This window comes from Porifericola rhodea (assembly GCF_030506305.1).
Classification (GTDB): Bacteria; Bacteroidota; Bacteroidia; order Cytophagales; family Cyclobacteriaceae; genus Catalinimonas; species Catalinimonas rhodea.
On the sequence record NZ_CP119421.1, the window covers coordinates 1120591 to 1139043 of the forward strand.

General features: G+C 41.5%; 16 protein-coding genes. 10 read left to right on the top strand and 6 right to left on the bottom strand.

Annotated elements, in window-relative coordinates; genetic code table 11:
* Positions 1-102: 102 nt before the first annotated feature.
* From PZB74_RS04610 to pdhA, 4 genes are all read right to left on the bottom strand, one after another.
* The gene (locus PZB74_RS04610; RefSeq protein ID WP_302241162.1) at positions 103-1431 is read right to left on the bottom strand and encodes an aspartate kinase; all 1329 of its coding nucleotides are present in this window, start codon (positions 1429-1431) and stop codon (positions 103-105) included.
* 46 nt (positions 1432-1477) lie between these two features.
* Positions 1478-1957, bottom strand: coding sequence for a 6,7-dimethyl-8-ribityllumazine synthase (gene ribH, locus PZB74_RS04615; RefSeq protein ID WP_302241163.1), 480 nt, complete (start codon positions 1955-1957; stop codon positions 1478-1480).
* Between the two features lie 105 nt (positions 1958-2062).
* Positions 2063-2809: a tetratricopeptide repeat protein gene (locus tag PZB74_RS04620; protein ID WP_302241164.1), complete on the bottom strand. Its 747-nt coding sequence runs from the start codon at positions 2807-2809 to the stop codon at positions 2063-2065.
* A gap of 104 nt (positions 2810-2913) precedes the next feature.
* Positions 2914-3963 (bottom strand): pyruvate dehydrogenase (acetyl-transferring) E1 component subunit alpha, encoded by a 1050-nt coding sequence (gene pdhA, locus PZB74_RS04625; protein WP_302241165.1) that lies wholly within the window; start codon positions 3961-3963, stop codon positions 2914-2916.
* 106 nt (positions 3964-4069) lie between these two features.
* On the opposite strand from pdhA, the gene recF reads away from it, so the two are divergent.
* Positions 4070-5182 carry a DNA replication/repair protein RecF gene (recF, locus tag PZB74_RS04630; protein ID WP_302241166.1) on the top strand — a complete coding sequence of 371 codons (1113 nt, stop codon included), beginning with the start codon at positions 4070-4072 and terminating at the stop codon, positions 5180-5182.
* A 23-nt stretch (positions 5183-5205) separates the two neighbouring features.
* Here the strand turns inward: recF and PZB74_RS04635 are convergent, their stop codons facing one another.
* On the bottom strand, positions 5206-6744 hold the full coding sequence (locus PZB74_RS04635) for a sodium:proton antiporter (RefSeq protein WP_302241168.1): 1539 nt from the start codon (positions 6742-6744) through the stop codon (positions 5206-5208).
* 169 nt (positions 6745-6913) lie between these two features.
* On the opposite strand from PZB74_RS04635, the gene PZB74_RS04640 reads away from it, so the two are divergent.
* From PZB74_RS04640 to PZB74_RS04680, 9 genes are all read left to right on the top strand, one after another.
* Positions 6914-7645, top strand: a complete 732-nt coding sequence (locus PZB74_RS04640) for a type III pantothenate kinase (RefSeq protein WP_302241169.1) — start codon at positions 6914-6916, stop codon at positions 7643-7645.
* 22 nt (positions 7646-7667) lie between these two features.
* Positions 7668-8921 carry a BamG family beta-barrel-assembly machinery protein gene (gene bamG / locus PZB74_RS04645; protein WP_302241170.1) on the top strand — a complete coding sequence of 418 codons (1254 nt, stop codon included), beginning with the start codon at positions 7668-7670 and terminating at the stop codon, positions 8919-8921.
* Between the two features lie 358 nt (positions 8922-9279).
* Positions 9280-10599, top strand: a complete 1320-nt coding sequence (locus PZB74_RS04650; protein WP_302241171.1) for a hypothetical protein — start codon at positions 9280-9282, stop codon at positions 10597-10599.
* Between the two features lie 112 nt (positions 10600-10711).
* Positions 10712-11257 (top strand): LPS export ABC transporter periplasmic protein LptC, encoded by a 546-nt coding sequence (gene lptC, locus PZB74_RS04655; protein WP_302241173.1) that lies wholly within the window; start codon positions 10712-10714, stop codon positions 11255-11257.
* A gap of 2 nt (positions 11258-11259) precedes the next feature.
* Positions 11260-11496: a hypothetical protein gene (locus PZB74_RS04660; protein ID WP_302241174.1), complete on the top strand. Its 237-nt coding sequence runs from the start codon at positions 11260-11262 to the stop codon at positions 11494-11496.
* A gap of 59 nt (positions 11497-11555) precedes the next feature.
* A complete protein-coding gene (locus tag PZB74_RS04665; protein ID WP_302241175.1) occupies positions 11556-12863 on the top strand; it encodes a hemolysin family protein in 1308 nt (435 codons plus the stop codon).
* A gap of 128 nt (positions 12864-12991) precedes the next feature.
* Positions 12992-15085: a peptidylprolyl isomerase gene (locus tag PZB74_RS04670; RefSeq protein ID WP_302241176.1), complete on the top strand. Its 2094-nt coding sequence runs from the start codon at positions 12992-12994 to the stop codon at positions 15083-15085.
* Positions 15086-15325: 240 nt separating this feature from the next.
* Complete coding sequence (locus PZB74_RS04675) at positions 15326-17041, top strand: GMC oxidoreductase (protein WP_302241177.1); 1716 nt, start codon at positions 15326-15328, stop codon at positions 17039-17041.
* A gap of 12 nt (positions 17042-17053) precedes the next feature.
* A complete protein-coding gene (locus PZB74_RS04680; protein WP_302241178.1) occupies positions 17054-17758 on the top strand; it encodes a gluconate 2-dehydrogenase subunit 3 family protein in 705 nt (234 codons plus the stop codon).
* Positions 17759-17876: 118 nt separating this feature from the next.
* Here PZB74_RS04680 and PZB74_RS04685 read toward each other — a convergent pair whose 3' ends face one another.
* Positions 17877-18428 carry an ABC transporter permease gene (locus tag PZB74_RS04685; protein ID WP_302241179.1) on the bottom strand — a complete coding sequence of 184 codons (552 nt, stop codon included), beginning with the start codon at positions 18426-18428 and terminating at the stop codon, positions 17877-17879.
* Between the last annotated feature and the right edge of the window lie 25 nt (positions 18429-18453).

Here is an 18453-nt window from a genome sequence, read left to right on the forward strand (position 1 = left end):
AAAGATAAAAATATAGCTGAGCATTGCTATACCTAAGTACGCAAAAAACTCAGCTATTTAATTTTGACAAACAGTTAAAATTCTAGCAAACAAGCACTTAGCCTAGCGGCTCTGCCCGAATATTTTTTCGTTGAGTCGGGTAAGTGTTTCAGTCTTGTATTCACTATCTATCAGCAGTGAAATATTGTATTTACTACCTCCGTAGGATACCATTCTGATGGGAATATCATCAATAGCATCCAACACTTTTTTTAGCATTCCAACTTTAGTGAAAGGCATATTACCTACCACACATATGATAGAATGATCGGTATGTACCTCTACATCTCCAAAATCTTCCAGCTCCTCTTTAATAGATTTCAGATGTGTCTGGTTGTCTATAGTTAAAGATACTGCTACCTCAGAGGTAGTGATCAGATCTATCGGAGTCTTGTATTTTTCAAAAATCTCAAATACTTTCCTGAGGAAGCCATAGGCCAGCAACATACGAGAAGATTTTACCTTAATAGCCGTAATTCCATCTTTAGCGGCTACGGCTGTAAACTGCCGCGCATCGTCTACAGAAGCTGTAATAGTAGTTCCAGCGGCTTCAGGCTTCATGGTATTAAGCAGCTTTACCGGAATGTTAGCATGCTGCGCAGGACGGATGGAAGAGGGATGCAAGATCTTCGCTCCAAAATATGCCAGCTCTGCTGCTTCGTCAAAAGACAGGGTAGGGATTGGGTAAGTGTGCTTTACAATACGAGGGTCATTGTTATGCATACCATCTATATCTGTCCAAATCTGTATTTCAGAAGCACTTACTGCCTCTCCTACTAAAGAAGCTGTATAGTCGCTACCTCCTCTTTGTAGATTGTCTATACCTTTTTTACTGTTAAGGCAAATGTATCCCTGTGTAACAAACAGGTCTTGCTCTGCAAACCCATCCAGCAGGTGCTGCAAACGCTCACGGATATAAAGAGTATCAGGTTCATTCTCTTCGTCTATTCGCATAAACTCTAACGCAGGAAGCAAAGTAGCCTTTATACCTTCCTGAGCCAGGTAAGTTACGAAAAGCTTGGTAGACAAAAGCTCGCCCTGGGCTAGTATCTCCTTTTCTACATCCGCACTATAGGGGGTCTCAAGCATAGAACGTAACACCGTAAAATGAGCTTCTACAATTTCCAGCCCTTCTTTCAGGCTATCTGCCTGGGGTAGCAGGTTTTTACAATAAGCCTGATAGGAGCCGTAAAGCTGGTGAATAATATTGCCTGCCTCTTCAGAGTTTTCTTTGGAAAGAGCAGCAGCAATGCTCACTAAGGTGTTGGTGGTACCAGAAACGGCGGATAAAACAACAATTTTTTTCCCGCTTTCTTTGGTGATTAGGTCAGCAACATTTTGCATCCTTTCAGGACTGCCCAATGAGGTACCTCCAAACTTGAGAACTTTCATAGTGGAATTAGGTATTTATTTGAAAAAATTACTGAGCTTAAATGATTTACCAGAAACCGAGCAACTTGATAGCAGTATAGGCGGCCTCATCTCCTTTATTACCATGCTTACCTCCTGCCCTATCCTGAGCCTGCTCTAGGTTATCAGTAGTTAATACACCAAATATGACGGGCTTGTTATATTTTAGGTTTACATCTTTTATACCTTGGGCTACTGCCTGGCAGATATAGTCGAAATGAGGTGTCTCTCCCTGAATTACACAGCCCAAAGCAATAACTGCATCTACAGAGGAATCAGAGGCAAGCCACTGTGCTCCCAGGCTTAACTCAAAGCTCCCTGGCACCCATTTGCTAACAATGTTAGCCTCTTTAGCTCCGTGCTTTACCAGAGTATCAAATGCGCCCTGATATAAAGCTCCTGTAATCTCTTCGTTCCATTCGGAGGTAACAATAGCAAACTTCTTGGTTGATATATCTGGTAGCTGATCCGTTTTGTGATCGCTTAAGTTTTTATGAGCCGTAGACATACGTTTGTATCAATTAGGTATTAAAAAAAAGGATAAGACTATGGAGCGGTAAATTATCACCGCACAGCCTTATCCTCCCTCTATTTGATTATTCTTTTTCTAAATCTATTCTCCGGCAGCCAGGCTTTGTAGTCTCACCTGCTGTTTGAGTGCCTGCTGGTATTCTGTAGCTTCAGGAAACTCTTCTACTATTCTTCCATAGCTTTCCGCAGCCTCTTCAAACTCTCCCATCTCCTCATAGGCCAAAGCTGCTTTTACCAAATACTGTGGGGTAAAGAAGCGGTTAGGCTTATAGCTAATAGCTTTATTGTAATAGTTAGCGGCTTCGCTGTAGTTTTGCAGCTCCATATAAGCATCTCCTACCAATGCATAAGCACGTGCCTGCACCAAAAGGTCGGAGGCGCTAAAGCTGGTAAGATGGTCTATAGCCTGATTATAATTGCCCTGTTTTAAAAGCGCAATACCAGCATAGTAATGAGCCAGGTTAGCAGCACCTGTACCACCGTATTCATCAATAATTTCTAAAAACCCGAAGTTGTTGCCATCCCCATTCAGGGCACGGTCCAGGCTATCAGCTTCAAAGTAGAATACCGCCTGAAACATCTCATCCTGAGCTGCTTCGTTTTGGCTATCCATATAATAGGTATAGCCAAATATACCGGCTATTACCAAAGCTATGGCTGCGCCAATACCAAAGGCAATATTTTGGTTTTTCTTACTTTTGAAGAATGATCCGGTTTTGTCAACCAGGGTATCTCTAAGTGCATCAGGACTTTCCAGTAGCTCGGTACTTTCGTGCTGTTCACTACCCTTAGCCGACTTCTGCTTGTTTCCTTTTACTCTATTCGCCATCTTATAAGATTTAAGGGTGCAAATCTACATTAATTTCTTCTAAACATAAAAAAAGAGCTTTACGTTTCTTAGCAAAGCTCTTTTAAAATTTTATCTAAAGTCAATTAATCCAAAATAAAAGGGTAATCTTCCTGAGCATACACATCTTTTAGTGCTTCTTCAGCATCAGGGAAAGGAGATTCATCGGCAAACTTAATGCATTCTTCTACCTGCTCTTTCACTTTATCTTCTATAGCTTTAAGGTCGTCTTCAGATGCATACTTCTTATCCAGGATTGAGTTCATGCACTGCAAAATAGGGTCTTGCTGCTTATACTCTTCCAGCTCCTCTTTAGTACGGTACTTTGCGGGGTCAGAGATTGAGTGTCCTTTGTAACGATAAGTTCTGAACTCTAATAAAGTAGGCCCTTCACCACTACGAGCACGCTCCGCTGCTTCTGCTACGGCATGGTGCACACTCTCTACATTCATGGCATCTACCGGGAATGAAGGAATATCGTAAGACTCTCCCAGGGTATACAGTTCAGTAACGTTACTGGTACGCTTTACAGAAGTACCCATGGCATAGCCATTGTTTTCTATGATAAAGATTACTGGTAACTTAAAGGTCATAGCCATGTTCAGGGTTTCGTGGAAAGCTCCCTGGCGGGTAGCACCATCACCCATATAAGTAGCGCATACATGATCTGTACCTTTATATTTTTCAGCAAAAGCTAAACCAGCTCCCAGAGGAATCTGACCACCTACAATACCATGTCCACCATAAAAGTGATTTTCTACATCAAACATGTGCATAGAGCCTCCTTTACCTTTAGAAACACCAGTTATTTTGCCAAACAGCTCAGCCATGATGTACTTAGGGTCTGTACCTAAAGCTATAGGATGTGCATGATCACGATAGGCAGTAATATATTTGTCTCCTTTTTTTAGGGCAGAAACTGCACCGGCAACACAAGCTTCCTGTCCGATATATAAGTGGCAAAAACCTTTGATTTTCTGGCGGCCGTACTGCTGACCCGCTTTCTCCTCAAATCTTCTCAACAAGTACATCATCTCGTACCACCACATATAGGTTTCCTTAGAAAATTCAGTTTTTTGGGCTTTAGAAGATGATTTCTTAGTTTTTGACTTTTCCTTTGTACTACTTACAGCCATAATTCTTTAATAATTAAATAATGGAGTTCTTCATGGAAGTAAACACATGCCATGTGTCACTGTTTTACCAGCGCAAAATAACACAAAAACATTCAACTACGAACTAATGTGGCTTGAAAATATCAGTTTGCTCAACTTCAAGAATTACGAAGAACTTGATTTAAGCTTCTCTGAGCAGATAAACTGCCTGGTTGGAGAGAACGGGAGCGGCAAGACCAACCTGCTGGATGCTATCTACTACTTATCGCTAACTAAAAGTGCCTTTAGTAGTACAGAAGCACAGAATATTAAGCATGAAGCACCCTTTTTTATGGTCAAAGGCTCTTTTTTCAAGCAGGACGAAAAGCACAATGTGCAGTTTAGCCTACAGCAGGGCCAAAAGAAACAGTTTAAGAATAGCCGTATCCCTTACGATAAGTTGAGTGAGCATATTGGACTTTTTCCGGTGGTACTGATTACGCCTGATGATACAGATATTATAAAGGCTGGTAGCGAAATTCGCCGTAAGTTTTTTGATGGTATACTCTCTCAGATCAATAGCGACTATCTGGAAAAGCTATTGCGCTATAACCATAACCTAAAGCAGAGAAACAGCTTACTAAAGCAGTTTGCCGAGCACAATTATTATGAAAAAGAGCTACTAGACTCATATAGCGATCAGTTGGTAGATACCGGACAGCAGATATACAACTACCGTAAAGCTTTTTTGGAAAAGTTTTTCCCAGCTTTTATACAGCACTATAACAATCTCTCCGGGCAGAAAGAAGAAGTAAAGATAAGCTACCAGTCAGACTTTGAGGAAGAAGGGTTTAAAGAGAAGTTTTACCGCAATTACCGCAGAGATATGATAGTCCAGCGTACTACACTAGGTATACATAAGGATGACTACCTTTTTGAGATAAATGGCTTTCCGGTAAAAAAGTATGGCTCACAAGGTCAGCAAAAATCTTTTGTTATTGCTTTAAAGCTAAGCCAGTTTGACGTGATTAAGGATGAAATAAAGAGTAAGCCTATTCTACTGCTAGACGATATTTTTGATAAACTAGACGATTTTCGCATCGCGAAGCTAAGCGAAATGGTAGCCGCCCACTCTTTTGGGCAGCTTTTTGTTACCGATGCACGCCCCGAACGCACATATCAGATTTTTAAGCCCATACAGGCAGATAAGAAAGTTTTTACTATTCAACAGGGTAAGGTCACCCATACGGATAATATGTAGCTTTTTCTCTATTTATTATTCGCCTATTGAAAAGCAAAGAAGATAACCCAGATGAGTATAAGCGTTGGCAGCAGAAAGGGCAAAGAGAAGCGGATGATGTACCCGAAGAATGAAGGCATCTTAATGCCAATCTGCTCAGCTATAGACTTTACCATAAAGTTAGGACCATTACCGATGTAGGTCATGGCACCAAAAAACACAGAAGCTACCGATATAGCGGTCAGACGGAGCACACTATTTACGTACTCACCGTTTGCAAAAGCAATAACTTCTGCTGAATTACCTATACTAGCTCCCTGAGAAGCCATAGCGGCTGCCAGAAAGTTTAGATAAGTAGGAGCATTATCCAGAAAGCCAGAAAGTAGGCCCGTACCCCAGTAAAGAGTATTATGGGTGATAAGTGCCGCTCCAGCTTCTGAGCGGGCAAAGTTTCCTACCAGTTCCAGAGCAGGCATCATGGTTCCAAAAATACCAATGAAAATAAAAGCTACCTCGCGAATAGGCTCAAAGTTAAAATCATTCCCCTTTATTGCCTCTTTGCTGGCAAAGCGGTATGACAGATAAGCTACTGAGAACATAATTAGCTCACGCACAAAAGAAAAAGTAACGCCATGGTACTCTATACCGGGCACGAAATCAAACTTATTGGGGTCAATAAATACAGCGATAATTATTAGACCTAACCACAGAAAGTTTTTAGTACCAATCAGCGTAATTTTATTAGAATAGGTTTGAGGTTCCTCTTCTATATCATTTTCAGATTTGTTTCGGCTATCAATTACATAAAAGATTACAACAATAACCAGCAGGGCAGCTATCCACTCTACAAAGTTATGCTCCATAGTCCAGAAGAACGGCACTCCTCTTAAGAAACCAAGAAAAAGTGGAGGATCACCAATAGGCGTTAACGCTCCACCTATGTTACTTACCATAAAAATAAAAAATACGATATGGTAGGCTTTAACTCTATTCTTATTGAGGCGAATAAAGGGACGGATCAATAGCATAGAGGCACCAGTAGTACCGATAAGGTTAGCTATAACAGAACCAATTATCAGCAGTACCGAATTGGCCATAGGCGTCGCTTTTTTATCTACCTTTATCAGTATACCACCAGAAGCTATGTAGAGTGAAGAGAGCAGAGCAATAAACTGCATATACTCTGCCAGAGCGTGTATGGGGTCGTGCTGGTTATGCAGGACTAAAAGATAGTATGACACTACAATTACTGCAAGAAGCACCGCAACTATGGGATAATTTTTATGCCAGAAGTGTTCGTAGAAAAGAGGACCAGTAGCAATCATGAGTAACAGTACTACAAAAGGAATAACGGTCCAGGGCGGAGCACTCTCATGGTGAGCACCCTCAGCTTCTTCAGCATGCGCCGCCTCTCCTTCTTCTGCCTCATGTGTTTGCTCAGGCTCTTGTGAAATGCTATGCACTGACGTAGAGGCTGATTGTTCAGAAAGAGTAAGTTCGTTTAAAGGATCAGCCTTAAGTGTGGGAACAGAGAATAATGTTAAGATAAGAACAATGAAAAAAGTATAGGCACCCTTGCTCATCTAGATTGGTTAGTTTGTGTAGTTATTTTCAATAAGCTTGTAAAAAAAACTGCTACAAGCTCTTACTATATCATGTACGATTAAATACTTTAAAGTTTAGGTCAGATATGAGCAAAGATAGTATAATCGTAAAGTTTTTGAATTTAAAATTGATAAACCCGGCATTTTTTTGGAAAATTTAGTCATAGATATCGGTAATACTTTTGCCAAAGCAGGCCTCTTTTTGCATGGCAAACTTGAACATACATATTCTCACCTACCCCTGCAAGAAGTCCCTACACTTATTGGCAAAAAAAGCTATAATGGGCTTATAATTTCTTCTGTTTCAAGCCAATTAGAAGACATTATCAAAGTAGATGAAAAAGATGCTCAGGTGATTTTTCTCAATGCAAATACTCCCTTACCCTTTATAAATACCTATCAGACTCCGCGCACATTAGGCACCGATCGTATAGCAGCCATAGCCGGCGCAATTGCACTTTTTCCTGATCGGCCTGTGTTAGCTATTGATGCAGGCACCTGCATTACCTACGATGTAGCCGATGGCAAAAAAAACTACCTGGGCGGCAATATTTCTCCTGGCTTGCAGATGAGAGCCAAAGCCATGCATACTTTTACCGCTCGTTTGCCGTTAGTGCATGTAGAACAAGCTGAAGCTGCTCATATTCCGCTTATAGGCTACAATACCCAAACTGCATTGCAAAGCGGGGCATTATTTGGCACTCAGGCAGAAATAACGCAAATGATTCGGATGTATGCAGACAAATTTAGAAATTTGGAGGTTGTATTGTGTGGAGGAGATGCAGACCTGCTAAGTCAGGGTATTGATGTGGCTCATACTACCGTACCGGAACTTATTTTGATTGGACTCAACAGAATTTTAGAATATAATGTCTCATAAATTTATTCACACCTGCCTTTTTATGTTGTTAAGCTTCGGTACAGCATTGGCGCAGACCGACAGAACTCCTTACTCTTCTCAGGGCCTTGGCAGTATGTCTGGTTCCGCACTCATACATAATGAAGGTATGGCAGGCGTAGGTATTGCCAGCGGTTCGGGCTTGCATATTAACAATGTAAACCCTGCCTTGCTATATCAGAACAGTCTCAGCTCTTTTGACGCAGCCCTTAAGGTAGAGTACAAAAATATGTCAAAAGATGGAGCTTCAGCTTCTAACCTGAGTGGAGGCCTGGCCTATGGTGTTTTTGCCTTTCCGATTATTAACAATCGCTGGTCTATGAGTATTGGTATTTCGCCCTACACTCAGGTAGACTACAAAATAGAGGAGCCCCGCACAGTTACCAGCAATGATGATGTAGCCAGTCTTACCAAAGAAGGTAGCGGAGGTTTGAGCAGAATCCATTTCTCTAATGGAGTTCATATCTACAAAGGTCTGGCCCTGGGGCTTAAAGCTACATATCTATTTGGAGCGATAGAAGACAAGCTGAGTATCCTTCCAATTACCGGAGATGACCTTAACCTTATTACTACTTATACCGAAAACGTTTTTTATAGAGGTATTGTCATAGAGCCTGCTATACACTACGCACTAAAGCTAAACAATACAACTAGCCTTAACTTTGGAGCGGTATATCAGCCTGAAACCACCATTAATGCCGAAAAAAACATCAGTTTTGAGAACAGCCAGATTGGTAGCGGGCAATTGGTAAGTAGAGATACCATCCTCCACAATGAAGATGGCAATGCAGTACTCCCTCAAAAAATAGGTATTGGCCTTGCCCTGGATAAGGCATACAAATACATGGTAGGCGTAGACTTTACAATGCAGGAGTGGGAAAATTATGGAGCCTACCAGGCAGATAATGCTTCTGGTGAGCGAAGCAACGATAATATGCTAAATGCCTACACCATTGCAGTGGGTGGACAGATTATTCCTGATATTAACTCTGTAGACAGCTACCTCAAACGCATTGCTTACCGTGCCGGCTTACGCTACAGCAATACACCATTTAATGTAGAAGGTACTCAAATTACCAATATGGGTATTACTTTCGGTTTTACGCTTCCTATGCGCAATTTCTCCAGCCTTAACCTTTCTTTTGAAGCAGGTACTCTAGGCACTACAGATAACAACCTGATTCGTGAAAATTATTTTAAAGCAGGACTTGGCATAAGCTTTAACGACCGTTGGTTTATCAGAAGAAAATATGATTAAGCCATTGCCTCTTGCTTAACTTGCAAGAGGTTTTTTCTACAAAAAATCACCTGGTAAAAATATTTCCTTTTAAGTTTTATTAAATTAGTCCTGGCAGGCTAAACGATGGTATTTCACAAAGCTTTTATTGGGTTTTATAAATATTTATTTTGAATTTGTGAGCTTTAGGCGCTATTTTTGTATTTTCGTCTATAAAGTGCATGTAACTTTTTGGAATGATTTATGAATCTATTTATTCCTAAAGTCTTAAACACATTGCAACTTTACATAAACAATTTTGTTTTTTGTTTAAAAGTCAATGCATCTTATTGACAAATAAATTGTTAAAAATCATCTATTCACTAATAAAGAAGGAATCATGAATTTTATGCTGAATCAAAAATCATTCTGGTCGGCCTGCCTTCTGTTCACCCTGTTTGCTACAGTAGCTAATGCACAAGATGGATGGAATTGGCCTGAGGACAAAGCAACTGCGCAAGAGAAAGTAGTGCTTTACACTGACATGAAGAAAGCTAAGAACTACGAAGCAGCTCTGCCGCCCCTGAACTGGTTGTTTGAAAACGCGCCAAACCTAAATAGCTCTATTTATATCAACGGAGCTGATATATACGAAGAACTTGCTCTTAAAACTAAAGAACCCCAAAAGAAGCAGGAGTATATAGACAAAACGCTCAGCATGTACGACCAGCGCATAGAGCATTTTGGAGGTGAGGTAAACGTACTTAACCGTAAGGCAAGTACCGCTATGAAGCTGATGTATAGCAACAAAAGCAATTACGACCAGCTTTACGACATCTACAAAGAAACACTGGATGTCTCTGGCGATAAATTCGCTTACTACAACGTAACTCCTTATATGAACATCGCTAAGGTGCAGTATGAGCGCGGTAAGTTTGAAGCTGAAGATGTTATTGGAATCTACGATCAGTTAAGTGAAATCAATCAGAACAATATTGACAGCGGAAGCAAGTATGCTTCTAAATATGCAGACCAGCAGGAGAAAATTGATGCCATTTTCACTTCTACTGTTACGGTAAGCTGCGACTACATTCAGGACAATATGGTGCCTAAATTAGAGGCTAACCCTGACGATCTGGATCTTGCTAAGAAGATAATTGCTCTTTCTCTTTCTTCTTCTTGTACAGACATGCCGTTCTTTACACAGGCAGCAGAGGCAACTTTCAACAAAGAGCCTAATGCCGGTCTGGCTAAAACTATTGCTTCTCGCAAAATGCAGAGCGATGATATGCAAGGAGCTAAAGAGTGGTTTAACAAAGCTCTTGAACTTTCTACCGACGATGCTCAAAAAGCAGATATCTACATGGATATGGCGGCTATAGACTCAAAAGCTGGCAATAAGTCTAGTGCTCGTAATCATGCACTTAAAGCTGCTTCTCTAAGCTCAGAGGTAGCAGAGAAAGCTTACAATATGGTAGGTAATATGTACTTTACCAGCTATGAGCAATGCAAAGGTGGAGAAGACATGGTGAAAGACCGTGCGGTATTCCTTGCGGCTTACGATATGTACAGAAAAGCAGGAAACTCATCTGGTATGGCTCAGTCTAAAGCTCAGTTCCCTTCAAAAGAAGAAGTGTTTACTTACAACTACAAAGTTGGCGATAGCATATCAGTAGGCTGCTGGATAGGCGAAAGCGCTCAAATCCAGACCAGGGACTAGTAATACTATAAATCATTCCTTCATAAGCCATTCTCTCTATTGGGAGAATGGCTTTTTTCGTAGAACTATTCCGCATAAATTCGGGTATATACTTTATCAATCACAAAAAAGAATGATGCTAAAAGACATACTTATTGTATTGGGTATGCTTATCGTACTGGCGGCTTGCGCTGAAGAAAGCAGCCCCGACGATTTTAAAGAATACGAAGGACCAGTGATGGAGGCTACCGATGTAGAGTTACTGCATAGCGACTCCGCAGTAGTAATTATCAGGCTTACCGCTGACCGACAGCTTGAGTTTGAAAGTGGCGACCGTGAGTTTCCTGAAGGTATCCATATTGAGTTCTACGAAAAAAAAGATGAAAGCAAAAATGCTTCTATCACCGCTAATCAGGGTTTTTTTAACAAAAAAGAAAATAAATACACAGCTACCGGAGATGTAGTAGTACAAAACTTTAAGAGTGGAGAGAAATTAGAGACTGAGGAGCTACATTGGGAGCCCAATAAGAACGAAATCTATACGGATCGTTATGTAGAGATTACTACCAATGGCGATATACTGATGGGCGAAGGCCTTACTGCCGACGAATCGTTTACCAACTGGAAAATTTTAAAACCTAAAGGAACACTTTCCATTACCGAAGAAGAGAACAAATAATTATGAGGCTGTTAGATGCCATTTTACTATCCCTGAGTGTCGCGTTTTTTATCATAGGTGTACACCAAACTATGGTTGGAAGCCAGAGTGTGAGCGAAGGCGTAGCCAATGCCTATGTTTTTTTTATGGTATCGCTGATATTACTCTTTTGGCACAGAGTACGTAGAAAAAGTCGTACTCAGGATCAGGTAGACAAAAAAAATAAAGATAAAAACCAAAAGAAAAGAAAACCTAAGTAAGATAAAACTGCTAGGTTTGTACTTACACACTTCTAAGTTAGTAATTGCTTAACCTTTACATGGACTATTATAGTATCACCATAGTATTAATCTGCCTTTTATTTTCTGCTTTCTTTTCGGGCATAGAGATCGCGTTTATCTCTGCTGATAAACTTAGAATAGAACTAGCTAGCAAACAAGGGGTATTTTCAGGGAAATTACTGGCTAACTTTTTACAAAAGCCTTCCCGCTTCATAGGCACTACACTGGTAGGAAACAACATTGCACTGGTACTTTATGGTATCTTTATGGCCAATTTGCTAGAGCCATGGCTGGCAATGCAACTACCAGATATTATAAACAACGACATATTTGTTCTGGTACTTCAGACCATACTCGCCACTATTGTAGTATTAATAGTGGCAGAATTCACCCCCAAAAGTGCGTTCCTGATAGACCCCAATGGCCTGCTTTCGCTCTTTGCTATTCCTATGAGTATCATTTACTACATTATGTACCCCATAGTATGGCTCATAGATAAGGTCTCTCAGTTTGTAATTATACACGTGCTGGGCTTCAAATACAGAGAAGACAAACCGGTTTTTGGTCTAACCGACCTGAACAACTACATTAAGAATACACTGAGCGAAGATGTGCTGCAAGAGAGCCATAAAAGGCATGCCCAACAAACCCCGCCCCGGGTAGACACTAAAATTTTCAGTAATGCGCTAGAGTTTAAAACCGTAAAGGTTAGGGAGTGCATGATTCCACGTACCGAGGTGGTAGCTGTAGATATTGAAGATGAAATTGAAGAGCTCAAAGAAGCCTTTATGCAAAGCGGGCACTCTAAAATTATCGTCTATAAAGAATCTATTGATGAAGTAATTGGTTACTGCCATTCTTTAGAGCTTTTTAAAAAACCAGAAACCATCAGCCAGATACTTACTCCTATTATTATTGTTCCAGAGACCATTCCTGCTAATGAGCTGATGATACAGTTTATTACTGAGCATAAAAGCTTGGCACTAGTGGTAGACGAATTTGGGGGTACTGCTGGTATCGTAAGTATGGAAGATATCATAGAAGAAATTTTCGGTGACATACAGGATGAGCATGATGCTGAAGACTGGGTAGAAATGCAGTTGGACGAAAACAATTATTTGATTAGTGCTCGACATGAAATTGACTATCTAAACGAAAAATTTAACTGGGTAATCCCTACCGGAGACTATGATACCCTGGGAGGGTACATACTATCTCTAACAGGCGAGATTCCTTCTACCGGCGACATTATTAACGCGCCACCATTTACCTTTACCATAATGTCTATGCACGAAAACCGCATAGACAACGTTAAGGTCAAGGTCAACACCAGCCTCTCAAACTAAACTAATTTAGATCTTACTGAAAAAGAGTTGGTTTCATGTAGGAATCATTAACCTTCAGTAGGTGTTTAGCTTTGAAATTAAGGCTGAAACCATTTATTTTGGACTTCTTTTTACAAAGTGTATAAACAATGGCATTAATCAGTAAGATTCGTGAGAAGACTGCCTTAGTCGTAGGGTTTGTTGCGCTAGGTCTTTTCCTATTTATTGCGGCGGATATTTTTACTTCAAGCTCTGGCTTTTTTGGCCGTGAGCAAAACGAAGTAGGAGAAATTGCAGAAGTAGATATTTCTATTCAGGAGTATCAGCAGGCAATAGAAGAAGTTAAGTATAACTTCTCCGTAAATACCGGTCGTAACCCCTCCGAAAGGGAAATGATAGCAATACGCCAGCAAGCCTGGGACAAGCTTATCGCTGACATCGCTTTTACCGCGCAGTTTGAAGAGCTGGGCATAGAAGTTACCGAAAGCGAACTTGTAGACATGGTACAGGGCAATAACATCACTCCTGAAATTCGTCAGGCTTTTACTAATCCTGAAACTGGCGAGTTTAGCCGCGAGCAGGTTATTAGTTACCTGCAAAACTTACCACAACTACAGCCTCAGCAGCAACTCGCCTGGCAGGTGTTTGAAAACAACCTGAAAACTGGTCGCAGAAGAATCAAGTATGATAACCTGATTACTTATGCTGACTATGTTACTAACCAGGAGGCCAAGCAACAATACATTGCTGAAAATACTGTAGCAGAGGTAAAGTACCTATATGTACCCTTCTATGCTATCAGCGATACTGCTGTTAACGTTACTGATTCTCAGCTTCAGGCATACCTTAATGAGCACGAAGATGAGTTTAAAGTGGAGGCAGGAAGATCTATTCGCTATGTTACATTCTCTATAGCACCTTCCGCAGAGGACTCTACATACTTTATGCAAGAAATTGAGCAGCTGAAAGGTAACTTTGCTAGCGCAGCTAATGACTCATCTTTTGCTGCAGTTAATACCGATGGTACCGGCCAAGCTTACAGAACCTACGCTCCTGGTCAAATGCCTGCTCAGCTTCAGGATGTAGATCTACAGGAAGGTGAAGTGTATGGCCCTTTTACAAACAATGGTGCGTATACACTGTACAAAGTATCAGAGGTAACAGAAGACACCGTTTCGTATGCTAAAGCCAGCCACATCCTGTTTAAAACAGACAATGTGGAAGAATCTGAAGCTCGTAAAAAAGCTCAGGATGTACTCAACCAGCTACTTAATGGCGCAGACTTTGCCGAACTGGCCCGCCAGAATAGCGAAGATGTAACAGCCTCTCGTGGTGGTGATCTGGGCTGGTTCCCTGAAGGCCGCATGGTACCAGAGTTTGAAGATGCAATATTCTCCAGCAATAGCAGCGGACTGATAAGAAAACTGATCAAAACCGATTATGGTTACCATATTATCAATGTAACTGAAGCGCCTACCAATCAGGTTTATAAAATTGCTTCAGTAGTAAGAGAGCTTTACCCTAGCGATGCCACACGCGACCAGGCTTATCGTCAGGCAGACTACTTTGCCAGCAGCGTAGCTAATGCAGATGAGTTTAGCAAGCAGGCACAGGAAGAAAACTTAAGTGTACAAACGGCTGACAATATTGCTAGCTCAGCACAAAACGTTCGTGGATTAGGCGATGCTCGCCAGATTGTTCGCTGGGCCTACAATGACGCATCTGTAGGTCAGGTTTCAGAAGTATTTGAACTGGATGATGCTTATGTAGTGGCGGTACTTACCGGCAAAACAGAAGAAGGGACAGCCTCACTGGAGTCCGTAAGAGATGAAGTAGCTACTAAAGTAAGAGCAGAGCTTAAAGGTCAGCAAATTACCGAAAAGCTTAAAGGACTATCAGGCTCACTAGACGAAATTGCCAGCGCCTTTGGTCAGGATGCTAGCGTATACAACACCAGTGATCTTAAGATGAGCAGCAATACCTTGCCCAATGTAGGTTTTGCTCCTAAAGCTGTAGGCAAAGCTTTTGCTCTTAAAGAAGGAGAAGTTTCTGAACCAATTCAGGGAGAAAATGGCGTGGTTATGATTCAGTTAAACGCGCGCACTGAAGCTCCGGAGATTGCGGATTATGCTAGCTATAAGGAACAACTACAACGCCAGGCTAGTCAGCGCAGTGGCTTTAATATTGCTGAAGCTGTACGCGAATTTTCAGATATTGAAGACGAGCGTTATAAGTTTTACTAAACACTGCTATAATACTATATAGTGAAAGGCTGCTCATTCGGGCAGCCTTTTTTTATTTCTAACATTCAAGGTTCAAAATTATATCTCTCTTTTTTAGTCGCCAACCTAAAGTTTTGAGCAGATCACTTAGAATTCTCCCAAAAAGCTGCTTATTTATATAGACAAAGCCCATGTTAACTCTACCTGATCAGGAGAAAACCAGGGCTACAACTAATCAATACAACCTAACACAACTCTTTCATGCAAATCGTCAAATCATCAAAAGTCTATGATGCTATTATTGTAGGCTCAGGCGCAGGGGGCGGTATGGCAGCTAAAATTATGGCCGAAAATGGTCTAAGCATTGCCATCGTAGAGGCGGGCCCCTTTTTTGACCCCACCGATCCGGCACAAATGACCCAGCTTAAATGGCCCTGGGAGTCACCCCGCCGAGGTGCCAGTACTACCCGAGCTTTCGGGGATTTTGATGCAGCCTATGGCGGATGGGAAATAGAGGGCGAGCCTTATACCAAAACCTCCGGTACCGAGTTTGACTGGTTTAGAGCCCATATGCTGGGCGGTAGAACTAACCACTGGGGGCGTATATCCTTACGCTTCGGCCCTAACGATTTTAAGCGAAAAGATATTGATGGACTGGGAGATAACTGGCCTATAAGCTATGATGATGTTAAGCCTTACTATGATAAGGTAGATAAGCTCATAGGAGTATTTGGCAGCAAAGAAAACATATACAATGAGCCGGATGGCTTCTTTTTACCTGCACCTAAACCCAGGTTGCATGAACTTTACTATATTAAAGGAGCCAGAAAAGCAGGCGTACCGGTTATCCCTGCCAGAAAATCTGTACTCACTAAAAGACTTAATAATGAAAGAGGAGTCTGCTTTTATTGTAAGCAATGCGGAAGATCATGTTCAGTCAAAGCAGATTTTTCTTCGGGCACCTCACTGGTTTTTCCTGCACAACAAACCGGTAACGTAGATCTTTTTGTCAATTCGGTAGTACGAGAAGTAACAACCAATGAAGAAGGTATTGCCACCGGTGTATCCTATATCAACAAAGAAGACAGACAGGAGTACCAGCTCAAAGGACGTACAGTAGTGCTCGCAGCTTCCGCCTGTAGCTCAGCACGCATACTACTAAACTCCAAGAGTAAACAACACCCCAATGGTTTAGGCAATGGCTTCGACGTTGTAGGAAAGTATTTACATGACTCCACCGGAAGCAGCCGTAGTGCTTTTATCCCCGAACTGATGGATCGTAAACGCTACAACGAAGATGGTGTAAGTGGCATGCACGTATACACTCCCTGGTGGCTGGATAATAAAAATCTGGACTTTGCCCGCGGATACCATATAGAGGTAGGCGGCGGCATGAGTATGCCATCCTACGGCTTTGGGTTTGGCGTTACGGAGATGAATAAATTTATTGGTCAGCAGGCTGGTGGTTATGGCGATAAATTAAGAGAAGATGTAAAAAGGTTTTATGGTGCCTTTATAGGAGTAGCCGGTAGGGGCGAGTGCATTGCCAGAGAAGATAACTACTGTGAGATTGACCCTAATGTGGTAGATGAATGGGGCATTCCGGTATTGCGTTTTAACTATACCTGGTCTGACCATGAACGCTTGCAGGCAAAACATATGCATGAAACTTTTGAAGAGATTTTCCATGCGATGGGAGCTACAGTACTTGGCGATGCGCCGGGTAAAGACGAAGATTATGGGCTACACGCTCCCGGTCGGATAATTCATGAGGTTGGGACTACCCGTATGGGCAACGATCCCAAAAATTCTGTGGTCAATAAGCATCAGCAGCTACATGAAGCAAAAAACGTATTTGTAGTTGATGGCGGTCCCTTTGTGTCGCAGGCAGATAAAAACCCTACCTGGACCATCCTGGCACTTTCATGGAAGACATCAGACTACATTATGGACCAACTTAAAAAGCGTAACATCTAACTCAATCACATCATGGATAGAAGAGAATCTTTAAAATCAATGCTGCTCGGCTCCCTGGCAGGTGGGTTGGTACTAAGTAGTTGTAAGCCGGAAGAAGCAGAACTGGCACCTCCTCCTGCCGCGCAAACAGGTGTTTATGGTCGTACACCGGCAGAAAAAGCTCGAGACCTGCGCCTCTTGGAAGCTGAATTCCTGACCAAGGCTGAGTTAGGTACTATTGCTACGCTTTGCGATCTTATATTGCCAGCCAATGGCGACTTTGGCTCTGCGACTGATGCTGGCGTTCATGATTTTATAGCCTTCATCGTTAAGGATATTGAAACCTATCAGACTCCCTTAAGAGGAGGCCTCATGTGGCTCAATAGCAGGGCCAATAAAAAGTTTGATACCTCTTTTGATAGCTGTAGTATAGAACAACAAAAAGCGATACTAGACGAAATTGCTTATCCTGAAAAGGCCAGTCCTGAAGTAGCTCAGGGTGTTAAGTTTTTTAGTATGATACGAGACCTTACCCTTACCGGTTATTATACTTCTAAAATGGGTATAGAGGAATTAGGTTATCAGGGCAACCGCCCCAATGTCTGGGATGGAGTGCCAGAGGAAGTGCTCAAAGAGCATGGTATGGCCTATGAAAAAGAGTGGGTAGCCAAGTGTGTAGACCAATCCAAAAGAGAAGATATAGCTCAATGGGATGACGATGGCAATCTTATCACTTAAGATTTAATTTAGCGTTAATATAATAGTTTTATGTCCGTAGCCACCACAATGGCTACGGACATTTTTTGACTTGTATCAATCACTTTTTAGGGCATTTACCGGATTGGCTAGTGCAACTTTAAATGAGTGGTACCCTACTGTAATTAATACTGAAAGCAGTATTAACATCAAACAAATTACAAAAACAGAAAGGCCAATGTCTATTTGATAAGCAAAACTTTGCAGCCAAACACGAACCAAATAATAAGCGAGAGGGGTTGTGAGCCAAAACGTATGAAGTCAAATACTTGAAGGTAGTCACTGTATACGCCACTACGCCATCAACAAAATGAACTTTATCGTCTATCTGTACCCTTCTGTGGGCATTGTATATTTCAAGAGGAATTATAGCCTCTAAATCATCTCCAAAGCGTTGTGCTAAAGACTCAGGCAACGGCCTAGGGACGCCTGCACTACCAAAGTTACTGCCACTGTGCTCAAAATCAGTTACAATCCGGTATGTCTGGTCAGCCTTTGAGTGGAAGTTATCAAAGCTAAGCTCGTAGTTTACAATCAGAAATATTACAATAGCACGGGCAATACCCAATGACAAGCCGAATATGCTGACAATTGATTGAGTTTTATGTTTCCATAAATTTCTCAAAGCGATTTTGAAATAACTTCTAAGCATATGATAAGAGTTCTAAAAGTAGTTG